Origin of the sequence: Streptomyces sp. NK08204, assembly GCF_020400585.1 — a bacterium.
Classification (GTDB): Bacteria; Actinomycetota; Actinomycetes; order Streptomycetales; family Streptomycetaceae; genus Streptomyces.
Genome location: NZ_JAINVF010000001.1, coordinates 661,293 through 681,140, shown reverse-complemented (window position 1 = coordinate 681,140; position 19,848 = coordinate 661,293). Strand labels below are relative to the sequence as shown.

Genomic DNA, 19,848 nt, shown 5'->3' with positions numbered 1-19,848 from the left:
GTCAAGAAGCGGCGGGCCGTGGTGTCAGAGGTTGATCGCGTAGGCCTTTCGCAGCGTCTCGTGCACGGTCCACGTCGTACGGTCACCCGCGCGCAGCACGGCCAGGTCGCCCGGCCCGACCCGCAGTGTCGGACCCCCCTCGACCTCGATCGTCGCCGAGCCGCTGATCACGACGAACAGCTCGTCCGCCTCGGTGTCGGTGACCACTCCGGGCGTGATCTGCCAGATCCCTCGGATCTGCCTGCCGTCCGCCGACTCCCAGACCACCTTGCCGGTCACCTCGGGGGTCCCGGAGACGATCTGATCCGGGTCGAGGGGCTCGGGCTCGAGGTCGGCGTCGGGGATGTGGAGAGCGAAACTCTGCGTCATGGGATCGACGCTAGCGAGCGGCCGCCCCGTGCCGCCGCCGACAGTGTGTGGGGCATCCGGCCTGGTGAGAGGACACTTCGTCGGGCGTCGGAGCCGACAGCGAACGAACGGCGGACGGACAGCGGCGGGACGGCGGACGGCCCGGCGGCGGGATGGCTCACGGCCCGGTCGGCGGCGGGACGGCTGGGGGCGGCGGACTGGCGGCCGTGCCGGGCCCGGGTGATCGTGGAGACATGGCTGATCGCACGGCGGCCCCCGGTGAACCGCACCGGGGGCACGACACGCGCGAGGCCGTCCTGTTCGGCGGGGTCTACGGTGCCGTCCTCGCCAGCTCGATGGTCGCCGCGCTCTCCCGGTACGGCCGTACCGACGCCGCCGGGCGCCGGTACGACGCCATCTGGCTGCTGGTGACCGCGTGCGCCTCCGCCCTCGCCCACGGCTACGCCCACTACATCGCCGAGCGCACCCCGCACAGCCGCTGGGACGCCCTGCGGGCCCTGCGGGACGAGTGGCCGTTGGTCACGGTCGTCCTCCCCACGGTGTTCCTGCTGGCCGGCGCGGGCTGGGGCTGGTGGCCGGCGAACGGCATCCAGTACCCGGCGTTCGGCCTCAACATCGCGCTCCTGTTCGGCCTGGGCGTGATCACCGCCCGCTGGTCGGAGCGGAGTTGGCCGGTCGCCGTCGTCATGGGCATGGGGGACGCGCTGCTCGGCGTGGGCGTGGTGGTGGCCAACGCGCTCATCAAATAGGTTCCGGCGTGCCGCTGGAGCATGGAGCCGGTGAGACCACCGAAGACATGCCCCGGTCCGGCGTCTGCACCTCTTCCCCCGCCAGACCACAACTCGTGCTGCAGCCCCGCGCAGCGGAGGTGACACGGGCACCCGCGTGGGTGCGGTAGGGTTGACCTGTGTGATCACGCGGACCGCTTCCGTGTGGAGCACATCGGGACGTGGCGCAGCTTGGTAGCGCACTTGACTGGGGGTCAAGGGGTCGCAGGTTCAAATCCTGTCGTCCCGACTTGTGAGAGTCGCAGGTCAGGGCCAGTTTCGGAGGATTCCGAAACCGGCCCTGACCGTTTTCGGGGACCAGTGGGGGACCAGCTACCTTGACCGGCCCTGGCGAGTGACGGCGATCGGGCTCGACAGGGCGTACGGGGCACGCAGCACACTCGGGTGCGCCGAGAGGGCCGCGTCGGCGGCTGTGATCTTGTGCACGTCCGCGTGCAGACAACGCCGGCTGGTGGTCGGCGATCCGTGGCCGGTGGTCCTTCGCAAGATGTGGACCGGGACTCCGGCGTCGGCGAACCAAGTCGGGCCGGTGTGCCGTCGGTCGTGACGCCGCAGGTGCTCGTACAGCCGCGCGCAACAGGGCCTCCCCGTGTGCCGCTCCGGCCGGCGGCCGACGAGACCGTGCCACCACACGTCGCGGCCCTCGGTCCATGCCGCCTCCTGGCCGGTGCGGCGGACCACCAGGACGCTGCGGTCCTGCTCGCTGCCGGGACGGCCGAGGGCCTCGCCCGACCATGGCTTCATCGCCGAGGGCTGCCACGGCTATGGCTGCCGTCCGCTGTGATGTCCGCCATTGCTTCACGGCGGCGTCACGGGTCGATGCCGATCCTGCAATCGTAGGTTCCCGGCTCCAAGCCGAGGACCTCCAGTTTGGCTGGATCGTGAGCGGGACCGCTGCGGTCCACTTTGCGGTGGTCCCCTTTGAAACAGACGATGGTGGACCGGGTCTCGTTGGGCTCCTGACTTCTTGCCTCCAGGGAAATGTCGGTGAGCGGCGGGAACCTGAACGTGACCACGCTGCTGCCTCTGGGCTGCGGCCCCTTCGTGCATTTCGTCCCGGAGACGACCACCACATCCTGTGTCCGCGGCAACGGGTCACCGTAGTTGTCAGGAGGTGTGACTTCGCGGATGCGGTACCTGCCGGGCTTGATGTCCTCCACGCACACCACGCCCGTGATCCCGTTCGTGTCGTTCGACCCGTTGTCGGACGCGACCTTCACGAAGCGTTTGTTCCTGATCACGAACGCCGCGCTGTCGTCCTTGACGAGGTGATCGCGGTGGCCCTTGGTGCTGTACAGCAGCATCTTGATCGCACCGGGCGCCGTTTCGCCGAGGCAGAACGAGATGCGGCTGAGGTCGTGGTACTTGTCGGTCTGATCGTCGACCGGCGCGTGGAGGTCCGGATCGGCGACCTCGCCGGTGGGCGAGTAGTCGTAGAAGTTGGCGGTCGGTCCGCCTTTGGCCACGACGCCGACGACGACGAAGTCACCGGTCACCGAGAAGTCGAACGCCTGCCCCTGGGTGGTGTCGTGGACATCGAGGTCGAGTTTCCCGGTCCGCCCGTCGAAAGCCAGCCCGAAGTTGTCCAGGTCCTTCGGTGAGGTGAGCTTGCTCTCGAACAGGAAGGAGTCCGAAGGCAGGAGGTCGCTGCAGGTCGGGTCGCCTCCGACGACCGTCGGCTGCACGTGTGTGGCTCTGGGGCGCGGGAGGGCCGGGAGCGACGCGGTGCCCGTGAAGGGGTCGGCCAACGCCGTCGCCAGGACGAGGCTGATGAGCGATTCCGTGAACCTCGCCGGTCTCGCCTTTACTGCTGCTCCAATTGCTCGAGCGGTTGCGCTCATGAAACTTGCTCCACCTTGTCTTCGATGGACTGGGCCTCAACCCTCGCAGACTCTCGTTCCCGCCTTTCCGCCGGAAAGGAGAGCTGTGATCCTCTGTCTCGGCCTGCACGAATCGGGTTTCCATCCGACATCCACTATCCCCGGACCGCATGACCGAGCCTGTGTCACCCTGCTTCCCGGGTGTCTTTGAATACCGGAAAAGCGCAGTGCCGACGGCTTGTTGATAATGTCGAACAAAATGATCTACTGGATGGTCGGGCGTCCTGGGGCTCATCCGGGAAATGAGTGCAGCGCCGCGGAGCGCGACCTGGGGTCCGACCATGGCGACGAAGGGGAGCACCCGTACCGGTACGGCGTTCAGGGCGCGTGAACAGAACTCCGGCAGGCCTGGGCGGCGTCGTTCTCGACCGCCTGGCCGTCAGCAGGGCGAGCGGCCACGGCGGGGAGGGTGCGAAGGAACACACGCAGAGCTTCCTGTGTGCGAACACCGCTCCCCCCGGTCCCGACTATCCTCCGGATCACGGGACATGGCACGGTGCCGGGCGTGGACGCCCGACGCCGCCGACAGGGAGGGGACGACATGCCGGGGGACGACATGCAGCGTGACGCAAGGCCGCGAACGCACTGCGAGGTGCACGTCCAAGCACCCCTGCAACGCATCTGGGAGCTCGTGACCGACATCCGCCTCCCGGCCCGGTTCAGCCCGGAGTTGCAGCGGGTGGCGTGGCTGGACGGTGTGCAGGGACCTGCCGTGGGTGCGCGCTTCGAGGGCCACAACCAGCATCCTCGGATCGGGGAGTGGCGGACCGTCAGCCACGTGGTGGAGCTGGACGAGCGAAGGGTGTTCGCCTGGGCCGTCACGGACGCCGACGGCCGGTACGGCAAGGTTGCCTCCGATGCCGACCGGCCCCTGGCAACCTGGCGGTATGAACTCCACAGCGAGGAGGAAGGCGTCCGGCTCCGTCAGGCGGTCGTCGTCGGGCCGGGGCGCAGCGGCCTGACCAAGGCGGTGGAACTCCAGCCGGACCGGGCGGAACAGATCGTCGCCTTCCGGCTGGAGGAGTTGCGGTCAGGCATGGAGACCACCCTCCGCGAGATCAAGAAGCTCGCGGAACAGCCGGCCTGACGAACGCCCCTCACGCCGCTCCGAACGCCGAGAACGCCCACCCCGTCGCCTGGTGGAGCGCGTCCCCGGGCAGCGCGGCGCGGGCGTCGCGCAGGGCCTCGGCCAGGGACAGGCCCGCACCGAGGCCCTTGTGCAGGGCGAGCATCAGCGGCACCACCGCCGCATCGTTGACCGGCGCGCTGCACGCCACCACGCCCGCCGTGCCCAGCGGCAGCAGCGCCGTGACCAGGCCGAGGAGTTCGTCGGCGCCGACCGAGGCGAGCCGGGCGGTGTCACAGCTGCCCAGGATGATCCGGTACGGACTGCGCGCGAGCCGTTCGAAGTCGTGCACGATCAGCGGGCCGTCGGCCATCCGCAACGCGGAGAACAGCGGACTGTCCGCGCGGAAGGTGCCATGGGCCGCGAGGTGGGCGAGCCCCGCGCCGTCGAGTTCCGCCAGCACCCGCGGCACCTGCGCGTCGTCGCCCTCCAGAACGGTCGCCGTGCCGTAGCGGGCCGCCAGCTCCGGCACTTCCGCGCCGCCCGTCGCCAGACCAGGGCCGCGCACCAGCACCGGCCGGCCGCCGGGCGGCGGCTCCGTCTCCCGGGCGCGCAGCCAGCTGCTCGCCGACGGCGACACGCTCAGCACCCGCTCGCGCAGCGCGGGCAGCAGCGCCCACGGCACCCGGTGCAGCGCGCCCGGCGGCACGACCACCGCCGCCCCGGATCCGAGATGCGCCGCGGCGGCGCCCAGCAGCAGCTCCTGCAACCGCCGGCCCGCCGCCTCCACCAGCGCCAGCCGCGCCTCGGCGCCCGGGTGCGCGAGCCGTCGTAGCCCGGCCTGTATGTACTCGGCCTCCGCGACCGCCTCCGTCAGCGCCCCGCCCGTGAACCGGCGCACCCTCCCCTGCCCGCACAGCAGGACGTGCACCTGACCGTCCACCACGGCCAGTTCGACCAGCCGCCCGTCACCGAGCCGTTCCAGCAGCCGGGACGTGTCGAAGCGGTCCCCGTCACCGGCGGCGGCACCCCGCATGTGACGGGTCCGGGAGCGGATCTCCCTCTCCAGGCGCCGCTGTTCGCGCTCCAGCGCCGGTACCGGGCGGCCCTCCATCCGGGCCTCCTCAGCGCGGGCGGCGATCTCCCGGTAGGCGGTCAGCCCCTGCAGCAGCGCCGGATCGGCGGGCGGTCGGGCGGGCGGCGCGGACAGTACCGTCGCCCGCCAGCGCTCGCTCCACTCCAGCAGCCGCCGCGGACTGCGCTGGTCGAGGCTCATCTCCTGGGCGAGAGCGGCCAGTTCGGCGCCCTGCGCGGTCACGTGGGCGCGCAGTTCCGAGGCGCCGAGCGTCATCCGGTGGTCGTCGAGCACAGCCAGGCCTCGCCGGCAGGCCTCCAGCACCCCCCGCCGCGAACCGGCCGCCCGCGCCCGCAGCGCCTGCGCCGCCCAGCCCGTCAGCCGGGCCGTCGGCGGCCCGCAGTGCCGGCTGCGCGCGGCCACCGCCAGGTGCCGTTCCGCGTCGGCGGTCGAGCCCAGCGCGAGCGCGATGCGGCCCGCGAGCAGCGACGCCTCGGGTGCCGCCGGTGAGCCGAAGCAGGCCAGCCGCTCGGCCACCGCCGCCGCGTCCGCGACCAGCCGCCCCGAGCGGCGCCCGGCCGCCACCCGCGCCTCGATCAGCACCAGCCGGGCGTGCGTCTCCCACCAGGGCCGCCGCTGCGCCGCGAACAGCCGTACGGCGACGGCGGCGCGCGCGATCGCGGTGTGCGGGTCCCCGGCCGACCGGGCGGCCCGCGCCGCGGCGAGCAGCAGCTCGGCCTTGCGGGTCGACTGCCCGCCGATCCGGTCCAGCAGCGCGATCGCCACATCCGCCTCGGCCAGCGCCTCCGGCGCGAGCCCCGCCGCCATCAGCACCTCGCAGCGGCGGATGGACAGCATGAAGGTCGGGGTGCCGAGCTTGGCGTACCGCTCCTCGGCCTCGTCCAGCAGCCGCAGCGCCGCCGGGATGTCCCCGGAGCGGAACGCGGCCAGCCCCCGGCTCTCGACGGCGTCCGCCTTGTCGTGCTCCTGGCCGGTGGTCTCCCACAGCCGTTCGGCCGCCGTGAAGTCGGCGACCGCCCGGTCCACCGCGCCCAGCGCCAGATGCACCGTGGCCCGCAGGGTCAGCGCCCGCGCGGTCCAGATGCCGTCACCGGCCTGCCGCAGCACCGGCAGCGCCCGCCGAACGTCCTCCAGCGCCTCCCGGTGCCGGCCCAGCACCCACCACACGTAGGCGCGCCGGAACAGCACGCGGGCCCGGGTGTGTCCGCCGCCCCGCGCGACACCCCGCTCGAACGACGCCAGCCCGTGCCGCGTACGCCCCGCGTGCACCAGTGCGACTCCCAGCGTCGCGAGCACGTCCGCCTCACGGTCGGCCGAACCGGCGCGCGCAGCCAGGTCCCTGGCCCGCCGCAGATGCCGCAGCGCGACCGCCAGGTCGCCGAAGTCCCGCTGCCAGATGCCGAGCACCTGGTGGGCGACGCTGCCGTGCAACGGCGACGCATCGGTCCGCAGCACCCGTTCGGCGCGGGCCCGCGCCTCGCCGGGATCGGCGAACACCATCGGCAGCAGTTCGAGAATCGACTCGCTTCCCGCTGTCACTCCACGCATGGTAGTGGCCTGCTGTATCAATCGGAGTCCCGCCGGCTCTCACTGTGGAACACCGTCTCCAGGGGGAGGACACACCATGGCACCACGGCGATTCCACGAACAGTTCGACCACATCCAGCGCGCCCTGCCGGACGTGCCGCTGGCCATGGGGCCGGACGACGACGCCCACTTCCTCTACGAGAAGGGTGTCGTCCTCGCCCGTGACGGTGCCGAGGCCCACCTGGTCGAGAACACCGTGCGTGACCACTTCACCGCCACCGAGGGACTGGTCCCCGACCATGTGCGCCGCGCCGGCCCGGCCCTCAGCCGCACCGGTGTCACCCGCATCCAGGTCGGCGACCCCACCCGGGGCGACGACGGCGTGCACCACGCGCTGCGCGCGCTGCGCGAGGCCGAGGACCGCGGGGGCCGCAGACTGGCCGGCCGCAACCACGTCGTGCACATCGCGGTGAACGCCTGCCCAGGCGACGAACCCGTGCCCGTCGCGCGCACCGGCGCGCCCAACCCGGCGCCCGCCCAGGGGACCCATGACCCGGGCAGCGCCGTCGGCGTCCTCGTCGTCGACACCGGCCTGGTGCACGACCACGGCTCCTACCCGCTGCTCGCCCACACCACCGGAGACCTCGAGGCGGCCGAGACCGACGGCTTCGGCGTGCTGCGGCAGTACGTCGGCCACGGCACGTTCATCGCCGGGGTGCTCGCGGCGGTCGCCCCCGACACCGACATCACCGTGCGGGGCACGCTGACCGACGCGGGTGCCGTCCTGGAGTCCGAGTTCGGCGCCAGGCTCTTCGAGGCCGTCGACCGGGGCGGCTGGCCCGACATCATCAGCCTGTCCGCCGGCACCACGAGCGACAGCACCGACGGACTGATCGGCCTCGACGCGTTCATGGACGAACTCCGCGAGCAGCGCACCCTGTTGGTGGCCGCCGCCGGCAACAACGCTAGCGACACGCCTTTCTGGCCCGCCGCCTACGCCGCCCTGCCCGAGTACGCGGACAGCGTGCTCTCGGTCGGCGCCCTGCGCGCGGACGGCGACGGCGGCGCGTGCTTCAGCAACCACGGCCCCTGGGTGCGGGTCTACGCCCCCGGCGAGCGCCTCACCAGCGCCCTCACCGGCTTCGCCACCCCCGTGCCGTACGTGTACCAGCACTCCACCTATGACACCTGCCGGTACGGCGCCGACTACGCCTGCACGTGCCAGTTCCCGCGCCACACCGGCGTGTTGAGCGAGGCGCGGGAGAGCACCGCGGCCAAGCCCGACCAGGTGGTGTTCGACGGGCTCGCGCAGTGGAGCGGCACCTCGTTCGCCACGCCGGTCGCCGCCGGGCTCGTCGCGGCGCACATGACGGTGCACAGGGAGCGCGACCCGCGTGCGGCCCGCGCGCACCTGCTGGCCGCCGTCGCCGAGCGGGTGGACGTGCGCGGGGCGCACGTACCGGTGCTGCTGCCTCCGACGTGGCGCCCGGTGCCCGTCGCGATCCCCGCCGCGTCGGCATGAGGTGCGGAACGGCCCCCTCGACGGCGTACGATGACGTGCCGTACACGAGGGGTGGAGCCGTGGACCGAACAGAGGTCGGCGCGCTGGTCCGGTCCGCCGTCGACGGCGACGCCGCGGCCTGGAAAGCGCTGGTGGAAGGGATGAGCCCGCTGGTGTGGTCGGTGGTGCGCGCACACCGGCTCTCCGACGCCGACGGACACGAGGTCTACCAGACCGTGTGGTTCCGCTTCGCCCAGCACCTCGGCCGCATCCGCGAACCCGACAAGGCGGGCTCCTGGCTGGCCAGTACGGCACGCCACGAGTGCCTGAAGGTGCTCAAGGAGCTGGCGCGGCTGACACTGACCGACGACCCCCAGGTCCTGGACCGGGCCAGCGAGGACCGGACGCCGGAACAGACGCTGATCGACTCGGAGGAGGCGGCGGCCCAGGCCGAGCGGGTCCGCCGGCTGTGGCAGGAACTGGACGCGCTCGGGGACCGCTGCCGGCAGTTACTGCGCGTGCTGATGGCCTCGCCACCGCCCAGCTATGTGGAGATCTCCGCCGCGCTCGGCATCGCGGTCGGCAGCATCGGCCCCCTGCGCCAGCGCTGCCTGCGCCGCCTGCGGGCCCGGATGACCACACGGGGGGCGGTGTGAACGCCGACGAGGGGAACGCCGAGATGGGCGAGAACGCCGGGATGGGCGAGGACGCCGAGATGCAGGACGAGGTGCACGACGCGCTGCTGGAGGAGGAACTGCGCCAGGCCGCCGCCGTCCTGGACCCCGTACCGGCCGAGCTGCGCCAACTGGCCGTCGAGGCCTATGCGTTGCACGATCTCGAGGCCCGGGTCGCCGAGCTGACCTTCGACTCGCTGGTGGACGCGCTGCCGGTCAGGGGAGTCACCGCACCGCCGCGGATGCTGACCTTCTGCGCGGGCGAGCTGTCCGTCGACGTCGAGGTCACCGAGGAGGGCCTGATCGGGCAGGTGCTGCCGCCGGGTTCGGCGAGCATCGAGGTGCTCGGCGGCCCGCGGACCGCCAGGCCGGTCCCGGTCGACACCCTGGGCCGCTTCTCCAGCGACACCCCGCCCGCCGGCCCGTTCGCGCTCAGGCTGCGCACGGGCGGGCAGGTGATCGTCACCCAGTGGCTGCGGGCGTGACCCCGCTCACCAGGTGACCGGCAGGGTCCGCGGCCCCCGGATCATCGTCCTGTGCCGCCAGCGCACCTGCTCGGCCGGCACCGCGAGCCGCAGGGCGGGCAGCCGGTCCAGCAGGGTGTCGACCAGCAGCTCGGCCTGCAGCCGGGCGAGGACGGCACCGGTGCAGTAGTGGGCGCCGTTGCCGAAGGCCAGGTGGGGGTTGGGGTCGCGGTCGGGGTGGATGGCGTCAGGGTCGGGGAAGACGTCCGGATCACGGTTGGCGGCCAGGTACGACACGTACACCGGGTCGCCCGCGGCGATCCGGTGGCCGGCCACCTCCACGTCCTCCAGCGCGATCCGGGCCAGCCCGACCGTGCTGCGGTGCGGGATGTAGCGCAGCAGTTCGTCCAGGACCGGACCGCGCGCCTCGGGGCGGGCGCGCATCCGCTCCATCAGCTCCGGCCGGGTCAGCAGCAGGAACAGCATCTGCCCGCAGTTGTGGGTGACGGCCTCGCCGCCGATCTGCAGCGGACCGGCGAGGCCCACGGCCTCCTCCTCGCTGATCTCCCCGCGCGTGACGGCCGTCGCGAGGAGTGAGTACACATCCTCGCCGGTACGGTCCGCCCGGGTCCGGACGGCCTCGGTGATCCAGCCGTACAGGCCGTTCTTGGCCTGGCCGGCGGCCTCGGCGCCGGAGGTGGAGATGATCTCCCGGGTCCAGGCGTGCACCCGCTGCCGGTCGGCGGGCGGCACCCCCATCACCTCGCTGACGACCAGGATCGGGAACGGTTCCAGCACCCGCTCGACCAGGTCCGCGGGCGGCCCGTCCCGTACGACAGCGTCCACCAGCTCGTCCAGGATCTCCTGCGCGCGGGGCCGCAGCCGCTTCATCGCGCTCACCGTGAAGGCGCCGGCGACCGCCTTGCGCAGCCGGTTGTGCTCGGGCTGGTCGGCCCAGGCCAGCGAACCGGGGCGGGGAGCGAAGTTGGGGGCGAGCCGGGTCACCTGACGCCGGATGACCTCGGCGCGGCTGAACCGGGGATCGTTGGTGACCAGCTTGACGTCCTCGTACCGGGTGGCCAGCCAGGCCCACCCGGTACCGAACGGCAGCCGGATCCGGGACAGCGGGCCCTCGCGCATCAGCTCGGTGAGGGTCGGGTCCAGGTCCGTCCCGTCCATGTCCAGCGGCGGCCAGTCCCGCAAGGGCGGCAGCGCCTGGCCGGTCGGTGAACCGCCGGCCTCCTCGGTGATCCCTGTCATGCTCCTACGCTCGTACGCATCCGGTCAGATGTCCTGCGGGAATGCTCCGGCCGGAGGGCGGTACGGAGTTCAGCCGCGCGGCATCGGCCCGTGCGGCCGGACGCCGTCCACGAGTGCGGCCAGCGCGGCGGCGAGCCGCTCGAGGCCGGGCCCGGCCGGCCCGCCCGGCTCGGTCATGTACGTGTCCCGGCGGATCTCCACCATCAGCGCGCTCACCCTCCTGTCCCGCCCGTAGTACTCCAGCGGCACGTAGGTCCCGCTGAACGGGCTGTCCAGCCCGGTCTCCCCGCACCCGGCGAACGCCGACCGGGCCGCCTCGCTCAGCTCCGGCGGCGTGTGGAAGGGGTCCGTGCCCACACACACCGGCGGGCGCGGGCCCGTCCCGTGCAGCTCGTAGGGCAGCGCCTGGCTGGGGTAGGAGTGGACGTCGATGACGACCGCCCGCCCGGTGGCGGCGAGCCGCCCGGCCACCGCCTCGGTCATCGCCCGCGCGTACGGCCGGAAATACCGCTCGACCAGCGGCCCGGGGTCCGCGTCCGCGGGCCGCAGCTCCTCCCGGTGCGTGGTCCGCGTGTACACGGCTCCCATCCCCACGGCGAGCATCTCCTCCCGCTCGTCCGGAAACCGCTCCGGATCCACCACCAGCCGCGACAGCCGGTTGACGAACCGCCAGGGAGTGATCGAGGCCAGACCGGCGGCCCGCTCCGCGATCCGTGCGGTGTGCGCGTCGGTGATGTGGTCCAGCTCCAGCCGGAGTGCCGCGTCGTCCAGCAGGATCCCCGCGCGTACGTCGTCCGGAATCGCCCGCGCGGAGTGCGGCACGTGCAGCAGTACGGGGGACTCGGCGGCGCCGGGCAGGAGGTCGAACGAGGGGGCGGGCTGGGGCACGGGCTGCTCCGGAGTGCGAGGGGGGCAGGGGCGCAGGGATACAGGGGGAGGGGCGCAGGGATACAGGGGTGCGCCCCGGCCGGGCAGTGCCGACCGGGGCGCAGTCAGGTACGCAGACGGCTCGGGAGCCGCTTGGCTCACCTCAGCGAGGCGAGCACCTCGTTCCAGGTGGCCGACGGGCGCATGACCGCGTCCGCCTTCGCCTTCTCGGGCTTGTAGTACCCGCCGATGTCGGCCGGGGAGCCCTGGACGGCGATCAGCTCGTCGACGATCTTCTGCTCGTTGGCGGTGAGCGTCTCGGCGAGCGGCGCGAAGACCTTCGACAGGTCGGCGTCCTCGGTCTGCGCCGCCAGCTCCTGCGCCCAGTACAGGGACAGGTAGAAGTGGCTGCCGCGGTTGTCGATGCCGCCGACGCGACGGGTCGGGGACTTGTCCTCGTTGAGGAAGGTCGCCGTGGCGCGGTCGAGGGTGTCGGCGAGGACCTTGGCGCGCGCGTTGCCGGTGGCCGCGGCGTACTGCTCGAAGGCCGGCACCAGGGCGAAGAACTCACCCAGCGAGTCCCAGCGCAGGTAGTTCTCCTTGACCAGCTGCTGGACGTGCTTCGGCGCGGAGCCGCCGGCGCCCGTCTCGAACAGGCCGCCGCCCGCCATCAGCGGGACGACCGACAGCATCTTGGCGCTGGTGCCCAGCTCCAGGATCGGGAAGAGGTCGGTCAGGTAGTCACGCAGCACGTTGCCGGTCACCGAGATGGTGTTCTCGCCGCGGCGGATGCGCTCCACCGACAGCTTGGTGGCCTCGACCGGGGACAGGATCCTGATGTCCAGGCCCTCGGTGTCGTGCTCCGGCAGGTACTGCTCGACCTTGGCGATCAGGTTGGCGTCGTGGGCGCGGCCCTCGTCCAGCCAGAAGACGGCCGGGTCGCCGGTGGCGCGGGCGCGGGTGACGGCCAGCTTGACCCAGTCGCGGATCGGGGCGTCCTTGGTCTGGCAGGCGCGGAAGATGTCGCCCTTGGCGACCGGCTGCTCGACGAGCACGTTGCCGGCCTGGTCGACCAGACGGACCGTGCCGGCGGCCTGGATCTCGAAGGTCTTGTCGTGGGAGCCGTACTCCTCGGCCTTCTGCGCCATCAGGCCGACGTTCGGCACCGAACCCATGGTGGACGGGTCGTAGGCGCCGTTGGCGCGGCAGTCCTCGATGACGGTCTGGTAGACACCGGCGTAGGAGGAGTCCGGGATGACGGCGAGGGTGTCGTGCTCCTGGCCGTCCGGGCCCCACATGTGGCCCGAGGTGCGGATCATCGCCGGCATGGAGGCGTCGACGATGACGTCCGAGGGGACGTGCAGGTTGGTGATGCCCTTGTCGGAGTCGACCATCGCGAGAGTGGGGCCCTCGGCCAGCTCGGCGTCGAAGGAGGCCTTGATCTCGGCGCCCTCGGGCAGGTTCTCCAGGCCCTTGAGGATGCCGCCGAGGCCGTCGTTCGGGGACAGGCCGGCCGCCTTGAGCGTCTCGCCGTACTTCGCGAACGTCTTCGGGAAGAAGGTGCGCACCACGTGACCGAAGATGATCGGGTCGGAGACCTTCATCATCGTGGCCTTCAGGTGCACGGAGAACAGGACGCCCTCCTGCTTGGCGCGGGCGACCTGGGCGCCGAGGAACGTCTCCAGCTCGGCGACGCGCATGACGGAGGCGTCGACGACCTCGTCCTTGAGGACCGGTACGGACTCGCGCAGCACGGTGGTGGTGCCGTCCTCGGCGACCAGCTCGATGCGCAGCGCGCCGTCCTCGGCGATGACGACGGACTTCTCGGTGGAGCGGAAGTCGTTCTCGCCCATGGTCGCCACGTTGGTCTTGGACTCGGCGGTCCAGGCGCCCATGCGGTGCGGGTGGGTCTTGGCGTAGTTCTTCACCGAGGCGGGGGCGCGGCGGTCGGAGTTGCCCTCACGCAGCACCGGGTTGACGGCGGAGCCCTTGACCTTGTCGTAGCGGGCGCGGATCTCGCGCTCCTCGTCGGTCTTCGGGTCGTCCGGGTAGTCCGGCAGCGCGTAGCCCTTGCCCTGCAGCTCGGCGACGGCGGCCTTCAGCTGCGGGATGGACGCCGAGATGTTCGGCAGCTTGACGATGTTGGCCTCGGGCGTCTTCGCCAGCTCGCCCAGCTCGTGCAGGGCGTCCGGGATGCGCTGGTCCTCGTCCAGGTACTCCGGGAAGACGGCGATGATGCGCCCGGCCAGCGAGATGTCACGGGTCTGCACCGACACACCGGCCTGCGTGGCGTACGCCTGGACCACCGGCAGGAACGAATGCGTCGCGAGGGCCGGGGCCTCGTCTGTGTAGGTGTAGAAGATGGTCGAGTCAGTCACCGGGTGCTCCGCTCCACGTCTGCAACATTGCTCGACATCAAGATATCTCGTGATCGCCCCCGGCTCGACAGGGGTCCGCGACTCGCCCACACGGCGAGGGGCAACGCACCGGCCGGAACCGCCGGGGCGTCGCACCCCGGCGCGGCTCCCGTCCGCTCAGCATCTCGGTGAGCATTCCGTGCCGGCGGCCGGTTCGGTGCGCCGTGTGCGCCGTAAGCGCCGGTGGGCGACGGGAACGTCGACCCGGAGGACCAGCACGGCTGTGTCGTGTCTGCGTCACGCTGTGGCAACCTCCGACGAGACGGCGTCACCCTCGCGCCGGCCGGGGCGGCGCCTGGTGTGTCGTGGCAGGCCGGGGCGGCATGGGAATGTTCGCCGCCCTGCTGCATGTGGCCGTGGTCGTGGCCGTGGCGTCCGGGCCCAGGTTCCTGTCGCTTTCCGACGACCGGCACGCGCCGGCCCGCTCCGACGCACCCGGGCTCTTCGCCCTGGCGCGACACCCTGCGGCCGCTGCCCGAGCCGTTCGCTGCCGAGATGGTCGTCCCTCCGCGCGACGCGGTGCCCGGCTGCTGGTCCAGGGCCTGCTCGTCCGGCTGACGTCACGGGCCGGCCTGCGGGCCGGGTATCTCGCCGACCGCCTGGCCGCCCGCGCCGCGTCCACACCGGCTGCGGGGGCTCATGGACCGGTTGCTGATCGCCGACCCGCTCCGGGTGCCCCTGCTCAGCGAGGCCGACAAGGGCACCCCTGGGCGCAGGCCTCGACGATTACGAGCGGCAGCGGCGCGCCGGAGCCCGGCGTGGGCACCGGGTCGACGCGACCCACCCGCCGACCCGTCCGAGGCGTGCCTGCCTGCTCGTCGGCGCGCCGCCAAAGGCGGCTGTGGTGCCGATGCGACCGGGAGCGTGCGGACCGTCGCGGAACCCGCAGCCGCACCGCACCGAGGCGGCTCGGCGGATCCTGCGCGTCCTGCGCGACGGTTTCGGTGCCTGGGTGGAGGTGGTTGACGCCTCCGCGTGGCCGCCCGGCGTGTCTACTCGGCCGGGTGGGAGCCCGGTACCGAGTCGCGGGCGGCGCGCTGCTGCGGGATCGTCACCGCTCCCGCTCCCTGTTCCAGCGCCACCGTCCGCGCGGGCACGGGAACGCGGATGCCCTCCGCGCGGTAGCGCCGGTGCAGGCGCTTGATGAACTCGTGCTTGATGCGGTACTGGTCGCTGAACTCGCCGACGCCGAGGACCACCGTGAACCCGATCCGGGTGTCGCCGAAGGTGTGGAAGCGGATGGCGGGCTCGTGGTCGGGGACGGCGCCGGCGATCTCGGTCATGGTCTCGCGGACCACCTCGGCGGTCACGCGCTCGACGTGGTCGAGGTCGGCGTCGTAGCCCACCCCGACCTGGACCAGCACGGTCAACTGCTGCTCGGGACGCGTGTAGTTGGTCATGTTGCTCTTGGCGAGCTGGCCGTTGGGGACGACCACCAGGTTGTTGGACAGCTGGCGGACGGTCGTCTGACGCCAGTTGATGTCCACGACGTAGCCCTCCTCGCCGCTGCTCAGCCGGATGTAGTCGCCCGGCTGCACGGTCTTGGAGGCGAGGATGTGGAGGCCGGCGAAGAGGTTGGCGAGCGTGTCCTGAAGAGCGAGCGCGACGGCCAGACCGCCCACGCCCAGGGCGGTCAGCAGGGGCGCTATGGAGATGCCCAGAGTCTGCAGGACCACCAGGAAGCCGATCGCCAGGACGAGGATCCGGGTGATGTTGACGAAGATCGTGGCGGAACCGGCGACACCGGAGCGGGACTGGGTGAGGGTCTGCACCAGACCGGCGATCACCCGGGCCGCCGACACGGTCACGGCGAGGATCACCAGCACCTGGAGACATTGGTTGACATGGTGCTGGACCGCCCGGGTCAGCGGCAGCACCACGCCCGCCGCCGCCGCGCCGGCCGCGATCGCCGACCAGGGGACGACGGTGCGCAGCGCGTCCACGATGACGTCGTCGCCACTCCAGCGGGTGCGCTTGGCGTGCTTGGCGAGCCAGCGCAGCACGCCCCGGGACAGGAAGGCCAGCAGCAGGCCGGCCGCGACGGCGATACCGGCGATGACGAGGTCGTCCAGGGTCGGCGTGCGGTTCACCGGTCACCTCCGGGGCACAAAGCTGCGGCGGAGAGCCTGGAGTGAAGTCTCGTCACGTTGTCACCTGCTCGAAGTGCTGGATGTGCGACCGCTCATCCTGCCGTATCCGGAACACCGGCTCGCACCCGGACCGGGCGCTCGCAGCCGTGCGCCGGGACGATGCCCTGCGCGAGTCCGGCCGGGGCCGTCGACGCGTGATTCATCGTGTCCACGGTAGCGGTGAGGACGCGGGGCAGGGCGGCCCGTCACCACGGCACTGGCCGGAAGCGGTCGCCGGCGCGCGGTCGCGGGCAGGGGGCACCGGGGAGGCGTACTCCCGGCGGTCGCGTGGTCTCCAGCGGTGCGGTACGAGGTGATGCGCCGAGGAGGCCCGGGAGTTGCCAGGCCCGACTCGCCCCGTGCCCCGCCGCGCCCAGGGCGGCCAGGATCCGGCGCCGTCCGACCCCAGGGCGTCGGCACCACCGGCTGACCCCCGAGGGCGTCACCACCGGCGACGCCGGCTCGTCCACCGGCTCACCGCGACTTCGTCCCGGAGCGCGAACTCGCCCGCCGCGGCGGCCCGACCCTGGAGCCGGGCACACACCGGCCCCGCCGTCGACGGCTGCCTGCACGCCTGACGTGCGGGCGTCCCCGCCGCCGGCCGCGTCCTGCACACGGCGGAACGGGGGTGTGCGCACGGCGGCCGACGAGGGCAGGCCGGGCGACGGCCTGCTGTTGCCGGGTGGCCCTGACGGGTGGCTGTGCTCTCGTGCGGACCCCGGCCACCCCGGCACGCCAGGGAGACCTCACCCGACCCCTCACAGATCCGCGAAGGACCCGTGCCGCCCGGCCCCCGCCGCGAAACGCGCCGCGCCCTCGGTACTCTGTGCCAACACGCCTGTTCCATAGCGGAGTTCACTGCGGATCGCGGTGTCCTCGGGCAGGCCCTCCTGGTCCAGCACCGACGCCCGGTCGGAGCGGAGGCAGGCCTGCGGGAAGCGGGCGATCTGCGCGGCCAGGGCCTCGGCCTCGGCGCGTGAGCGTCCGGTGGGGACGACGCGGTTGGCGAGTCCCATCTCGTACGCCTCGCGGGCCGGTACCGGGCGGCCGGTCAGGATCATGTCCATCGCCCGGCTCGTGCCGATCAGCCGGGGCAGCCGTACCGTGCCGCCGTCGACGAGCGGCACCCCCCAGCGGCGGCAGAACACGCCGAACACGGCGTCCTCCTCGGCGACCCGGAGGTCGCACCACAGCGCCAGTTCGAGGCCGCCCGCGACCGCGTGGCCCGCGACGGCCGCGATGACCGGCTTGGACAGCCGCATCCGGGTCGGGCCCATCGGCCCGTCCCCGTCCTCGGCGACCCGGTTGCCCCGCTCGGTGCCGATCGCCTTCAGGTCCGCCCCCGCGCAGAACGTGCCGCCCTCGCCCCACAGCACGGCCACCCGGGCGTCGTCGTCGGCCTCGAACCCGCGGAAGGCCGCCGCGAGTCCGGCGGCGGTGGGGCCGTCCACGGCGTTGCGGGCCCCGGGGCGGGAGAGGACGACCGTGGTGACGTGTTCCCTGCGTTCCACGCGGACCGGCACGGCGGGTCCCTCCCTCTCGGAGTGATCAGGTCTCTCAGGCTTCTCAGGTCCTCTTGGGCCTCCGGGCCTCTCCGGCTTCCCGAGCCGCGGCCCGCAGGGCCACTCTGCCTCAGACGACCTTCATCGGCACCAGTGCGCCCAGCGTCGGCCCCCGCACCAGCGGCACCCACACGGCGGGCACGGGGCGACGGACGGCTGTCGTATCGGCCTTCGGCTGCCCTGTCGGCCTGCGGGTGGCACATCGGCCGTCGGGTGCACATCGGCCGTCGGGTGCACATCGACCTCCGGTGTCACATCGGCCTTCGGCCGGCGGCGGGGGAGGGGTGCCGGTGGGGCCGGAGCGGCACGGACATTGACCTCAACGTTGCTTGAGGTCTTACGTTCTCTTCCATGAGCATGGAGACCACCGCATGGATGCAGCTGCACAGCGTGATGAACGCACAGCAGGAACGCCGCCCCTTCGCCCGCGCCACGCTGCGCCGTATCGCAGCCTTCGCCCGTCCGCACCGCGCGGGCATCGCCCGCTTCGTCCTGCTAGGGGTGGTGACCGCCCTGCTGGCCGTGGCGACCCCCGTGCTGGCCGGCCGCGTCGTGGACGCGATCGTGGCGGGGCACGACTCCGCCGAGGTCGTCCGGCTCTCCCTGCTCATCGCCCTCGTCGCGCTCGCGGAGGCCGGGCTCGGCATCCTCGGCCGGCGCCTGTCGTCGACGCTCGGGGAGGGGCTCATCCTCGACCTCAGAACGGCTGTGTTCGATCATGTGCAGCGCATGCCCGTCGCGTTCTTCACACGGACCCGTACGGGAGCGCTCGTCAGCCGTCTCAACAACGACGTGATCGGCGCCCAGCGGGCCTTCGCCAACACCCTCTCCGGTGTCGTGAGCAACCTGGTCACGCTGCTGCTCACCCTCGCCGTGATGCTCACCCTGTCCTGGCAGATAACGCTGCTCGCGCTGGTGCTGCTGCCGGTGTTCGTGCTGCCCGCCCGGCGCATGGGCAGTCGGATGGCCCGGATGCAGCGGGAGGCGGCGGCGCTGAACGCGGCCATGGGCACCCGGATGACGGAGCGTTTCTCCGCGCCCGGCGCCACCCTGGTCAAGCTGTTCGGACGCCCCGAGGAGGAGTCCGCGGAGTTCGCGGCCCGCGCCCGCCGGGTCCGTGACATCGGCGTGCGCACCGCGACCGCCCAGTCGGTGTTCATCACCTCCCTCACCCTGGTCTCCTCGCTCGCACTGGCCCTCGTCTACGGCCTCGGCGGCTGGTTCGCGCTGCACGGCACGCTGGAGCCGGGCGCCGTCGTGGCCCTCGCCCTGCTGCTGACCCGGCTGTACGCCCCGCTCACCTCGCTCGCCGGCGCCCGGGTCGAGGTCATGTCCGCGCTGGTCAGCTTCGAGCGGGTCTTCGAGGTGCTGGACCTCAAGCCGCTCATCGAGGACAAGCCGGACGCCCGTGAGGTCCCCGAGGGTCCGGTGTCCGTCGAGTTCGAGGACGTCCGCTTCTCCTACCCCGCCGCCGACCAGGTCTCCCTCGCCTCCCTGGAGGAGGTCGCCGCCCTCGACACGCGCGGCGGCAGCGAGGTCCTGCACGGCATCTCGTTCCGCGCCGAACCCGGCCGGACCGTCGCCCTCGTCGGCTCCTCGGGCGCCGGAAAATCCACGATCGCCCAGCTGCTGCCGCGCCTGTACGACGTGGACGCCGGCGCCGTCCGGATCGGCGGGGCCGACGTACGCGACCTCACCTCCGCCTCCCTGCGGGCCACGCTGGGCATGGTCACCCAGGACGGCCACCTCTTCCACGACACGGTCCGCGCCAACCTGCTGCTGGCCCGCCCGGACGCCACGGACGACGAACTGTGGGACGCCCTCGGCCGCGCCCGACTCGCCGAGGTCGTACGCACCCTTCCCGACGGCCTGGACACGGTGGTCGGGGAGCGCGGCTACCGGCTCTCCGGCGGCGAGCGCCAGCGGATGACGATCGCCCGGCTGCTGCTGGCCCGCCAGCGCGTGGTCATCCTGGACGAGGCCACCGCCCACCTGGACAACACCGCGGAGGCGGCCGTTCAGGAGGCCCTCGCCGAGGCCCTGGAGGGCCGCACGGCCGTGGTGATCGCCCACCGCCTGTCCACCGTCCGCGCCGCCGACCAGATCCTGGTGGTGGAGGCCGGCCGGATCGTGGAACGGGGCACGCACGAGGAACTGCTGGCGGTGGGCGGACGGTACGCGGAGCTGTACCGCACCCAGTTCGCCGAGCGGGACGGCGAGGTGACGGCCGTCTGAGACAGGCCGGGAA

General features: G+C 72.5%; 14 protein-coding genes, 1 tRNA gene and 1 pseudogene. 7 read left to right on the top strand and 9 right to left on the bottom strand.

Annotation, left to right across the window (positions count from 1 at the left end; translation table 11 throughout):
* Nucleotides 1-24 precede the first annotated feature (24 nt).
* Nucleotides 25-369 (bottom strand): cupin domain-containing protein, encoded by a 345-nt coding sequence (locus K7G59_RS02775; RefSeq protein WP_225830152.1) that lies wholly within the window; start codon nucleotides 367-369, stop codon nucleotides 25-27.
* 233 nt (nucleotides 370-602) lie between these two features.
* On the opposite strand from K7G59_RS02775, the gene K7G59_RS02770 reads away from it, so the two are divergent.
* Both K7G59_RS02770 and K7G59_RS02765 read left to right on the top strand, forming a co-directional pair.
* Entirely contained in the window at nucleotides 603-1,118 is a 516-nt protein-coding gene (locus tag K7G59_RS02770; RefSeq protein ID WP_225830151.1) for a hypothetical protein, read from the top strand.
* 194 nt (nucleotides 1,119-1,312) lie between these two features.
* Nucleotides 1,313-1,386, top strand: a tRNA-Pro gene (locus tag K7G59_RS02765).
* Between the two features lie 359 nt (nucleotides 1,387-1,745).
* Here K7G59_RS02765 and K7G59_RS35230 read toward each other — a convergent pair.
* Both K7G59_RS35230 and K7G59_RS02755 read right to left on the bottom strand, forming a co-directional pair.
* Nucleotides 1,746-1,957 (bottom strand): annotated as a pseudogene (locus tag K7G59_RS35230) (acetyl-coenzyme A synthetase); the annotation flags it as partial.
* A 9-nt stretch (nucleotides 1,958-1,966) separates the two neighbouring features.
* Complete coding sequence (locus K7G59_RS02755; RefSeq protein WP_225830149.1) at nucleotides 1,967-2,998, bottom strand: hypothetical protein; 1,032 nt, start codon at nucleotides 2,996-2,998, stop codon at nucleotides 1,967-1,969.
* Between the two features lie 580 nt (nucleotides 2,999-3,578).
* Between K7G59_RS02755 and K7G59_RS02750 the strand changes: the two genes are divergently transcribed.
* On the top strand, nucleotides 3,579-4,124 hold the full coding sequence (locus K7G59_RS02750; RefSeq protein WP_308294981.1) for an SRPBCC family protein: 546 nt from the start codon (nucleotides 3,579-3,581) through the stop codon (nucleotides 4,122-4,124).
* A gap of 10 nt (nucleotides 4,125-4,134) precedes the next feature.
* Here the strand turns inward: K7G59_RS02750 and K7G59_RS02745 are convergent, their stop codons facing one another.
* The gene (locus tag K7G59_RS02745) at nucleotides 4,135-6,747 is read right to left on the bottom strand and encodes a CHAT domain-containing protein (protein ID WP_225830148.1); all 2,613 of its coding nucleotides are present in this window, start codon (nucleotides 6,745-6,747) and stop codon (nucleotides 4,135-4,137) included.
* A gap of 76 nt (nucleotides 6,748-6,823) precedes the next feature.
* On the opposite strand from K7G59_RS02745, the gene K7G59_RS02740 reads away from it, so the two are divergent.
* From K7G59_RS02740 to K7G59_RS02730, 3 genes are read left to right on the top strand one after another with little or no spacing between them, the layout of a single operon-like run.
* On the top strand, nucleotides 6,824-8,248 hold the full coding sequence (locus tag K7G59_RS02740) for a S8/S53 family peptidase (protein WP_225830147.1): 1,425 nt from the start codon (nucleotides 6,824-6,826) through the stop codon (nucleotides 8,246-8,248).
* The gene (locus K7G59_RS02735; RefSeq protein WP_263975759.1) at nucleotides 8,245-8,883 is read left to right on the top strand and encodes a sigma-70 family RNA polymerase sigma factor; all 639 of its coding nucleotides are present in this window, start codon (nucleotides 8,245-8,247) and stop codon (nucleotides 8,881-8,883) included. The genes K7G59_RS02740 and K7G59_RS02735 overlap by 4 nt, the downstream gene beginning before the upstream one ends.
* Before the next feature lie 23 nt (nucleotides 8,884-8,906).
* Entirely contained in the window at nucleotides 8,907-9,386 is a 480-nt protein-coding gene (locus K7G59_RS02730) for a hypothetical protein (protein WP_374114185.1), read from the top strand.
* 6 nt (nucleotides 9,387-9,392) lie between these two features.
* Here K7G59_RS02730 and K7G59_RS02725 read toward each other — a convergent pair whose 3' ends face one another.
* The 5 genes from K7G59_RS02725 to K7G59_RS02705 all read right to left on the bottom strand — a co-directional run bounded on the left by K7G59_RS02725 (nucleotide 9,393) and on the right by K7G59_RS02705 (nucleotide 17,561).
* Nucleotides 9,393-10,625: a cytochrome P450 gene (locus K7G59_RS02725; protein WP_263975758.1), complete on the bottom strand. Its 1,233-nt coding sequence runs from the start codon at nucleotides 10,623-10,625 to the stop codon at nucleotides 9,393-9,395.
* Between the two features lie 69 nt (nucleotides 10,626-10,694).
* Nucleotides 10,695-11,513 carry an N-formylglutamate amidohydrolase gene (locus tag K7G59_RS02720; RefSeq protein WP_225830145.1) on the bottom strand — a complete coding sequence of 273 codons (819 nt, stop codon included), beginning with the start codon at nucleotides 11,511-11,513 and terminating at the stop codon, nucleotides 10,695-10,697.
* 137 nt (nucleotides 11,514-11,650) lie between these two features.
* Entirely contained in the window at nucleotides 11,651-13,870 is a 2,220-nt protein-coding gene (locus K7G59_RS02715; protein ID WP_225830144.1) for an NADP-dependent isocitrate dehydrogenase, read from the bottom strand.
* A gap of 1,031 nt (nucleotides 13,871-14,901) precedes the next feature.
* On the bottom strand, nucleotides 14,902-15,999 hold the full coding sequence (locus K7G59_RS02710; RefSeq protein WP_225830143.1) for a mechanosensitive ion channel family protein: 1,098 nt from the start codon (nucleotides 15,997-15,999) through the stop codon (nucleotides 14,902-14,904).
* Between the two features lie 797 nt (nucleotides 16,000-16,796).
* Nucleotides 16,797-17,561: a crotonase/enoyl-CoA hydratase family protein gene (locus K7G59_RS02705; RefSeq protein ID WP_225830142.1), complete on the bottom strand. Its 765-nt coding sequence runs from the start codon at nucleotides 17,559-17,561 to the stop codon at nucleotides 16,797-16,799.
* Between the two features lie 396 nt (nucleotides 17,562-17,957).
* On the opposite strand from K7G59_RS02705, the gene K7G59_RS02700 reads away from it, so the two are divergent.
* Nucleotides 17,958-19,835: an ABC transporter ATP-binding protein gene (locus tag K7G59_RS02700; protein WP_225830261.1), complete on the top strand. Its 1,878-nt coding sequence runs from the start codon at nucleotides 17,958-17,960 to the stop codon at nucleotides 19,833-19,835.
* Nucleotides 19,836-19,848: the final 13 nt, after the last annotated feature.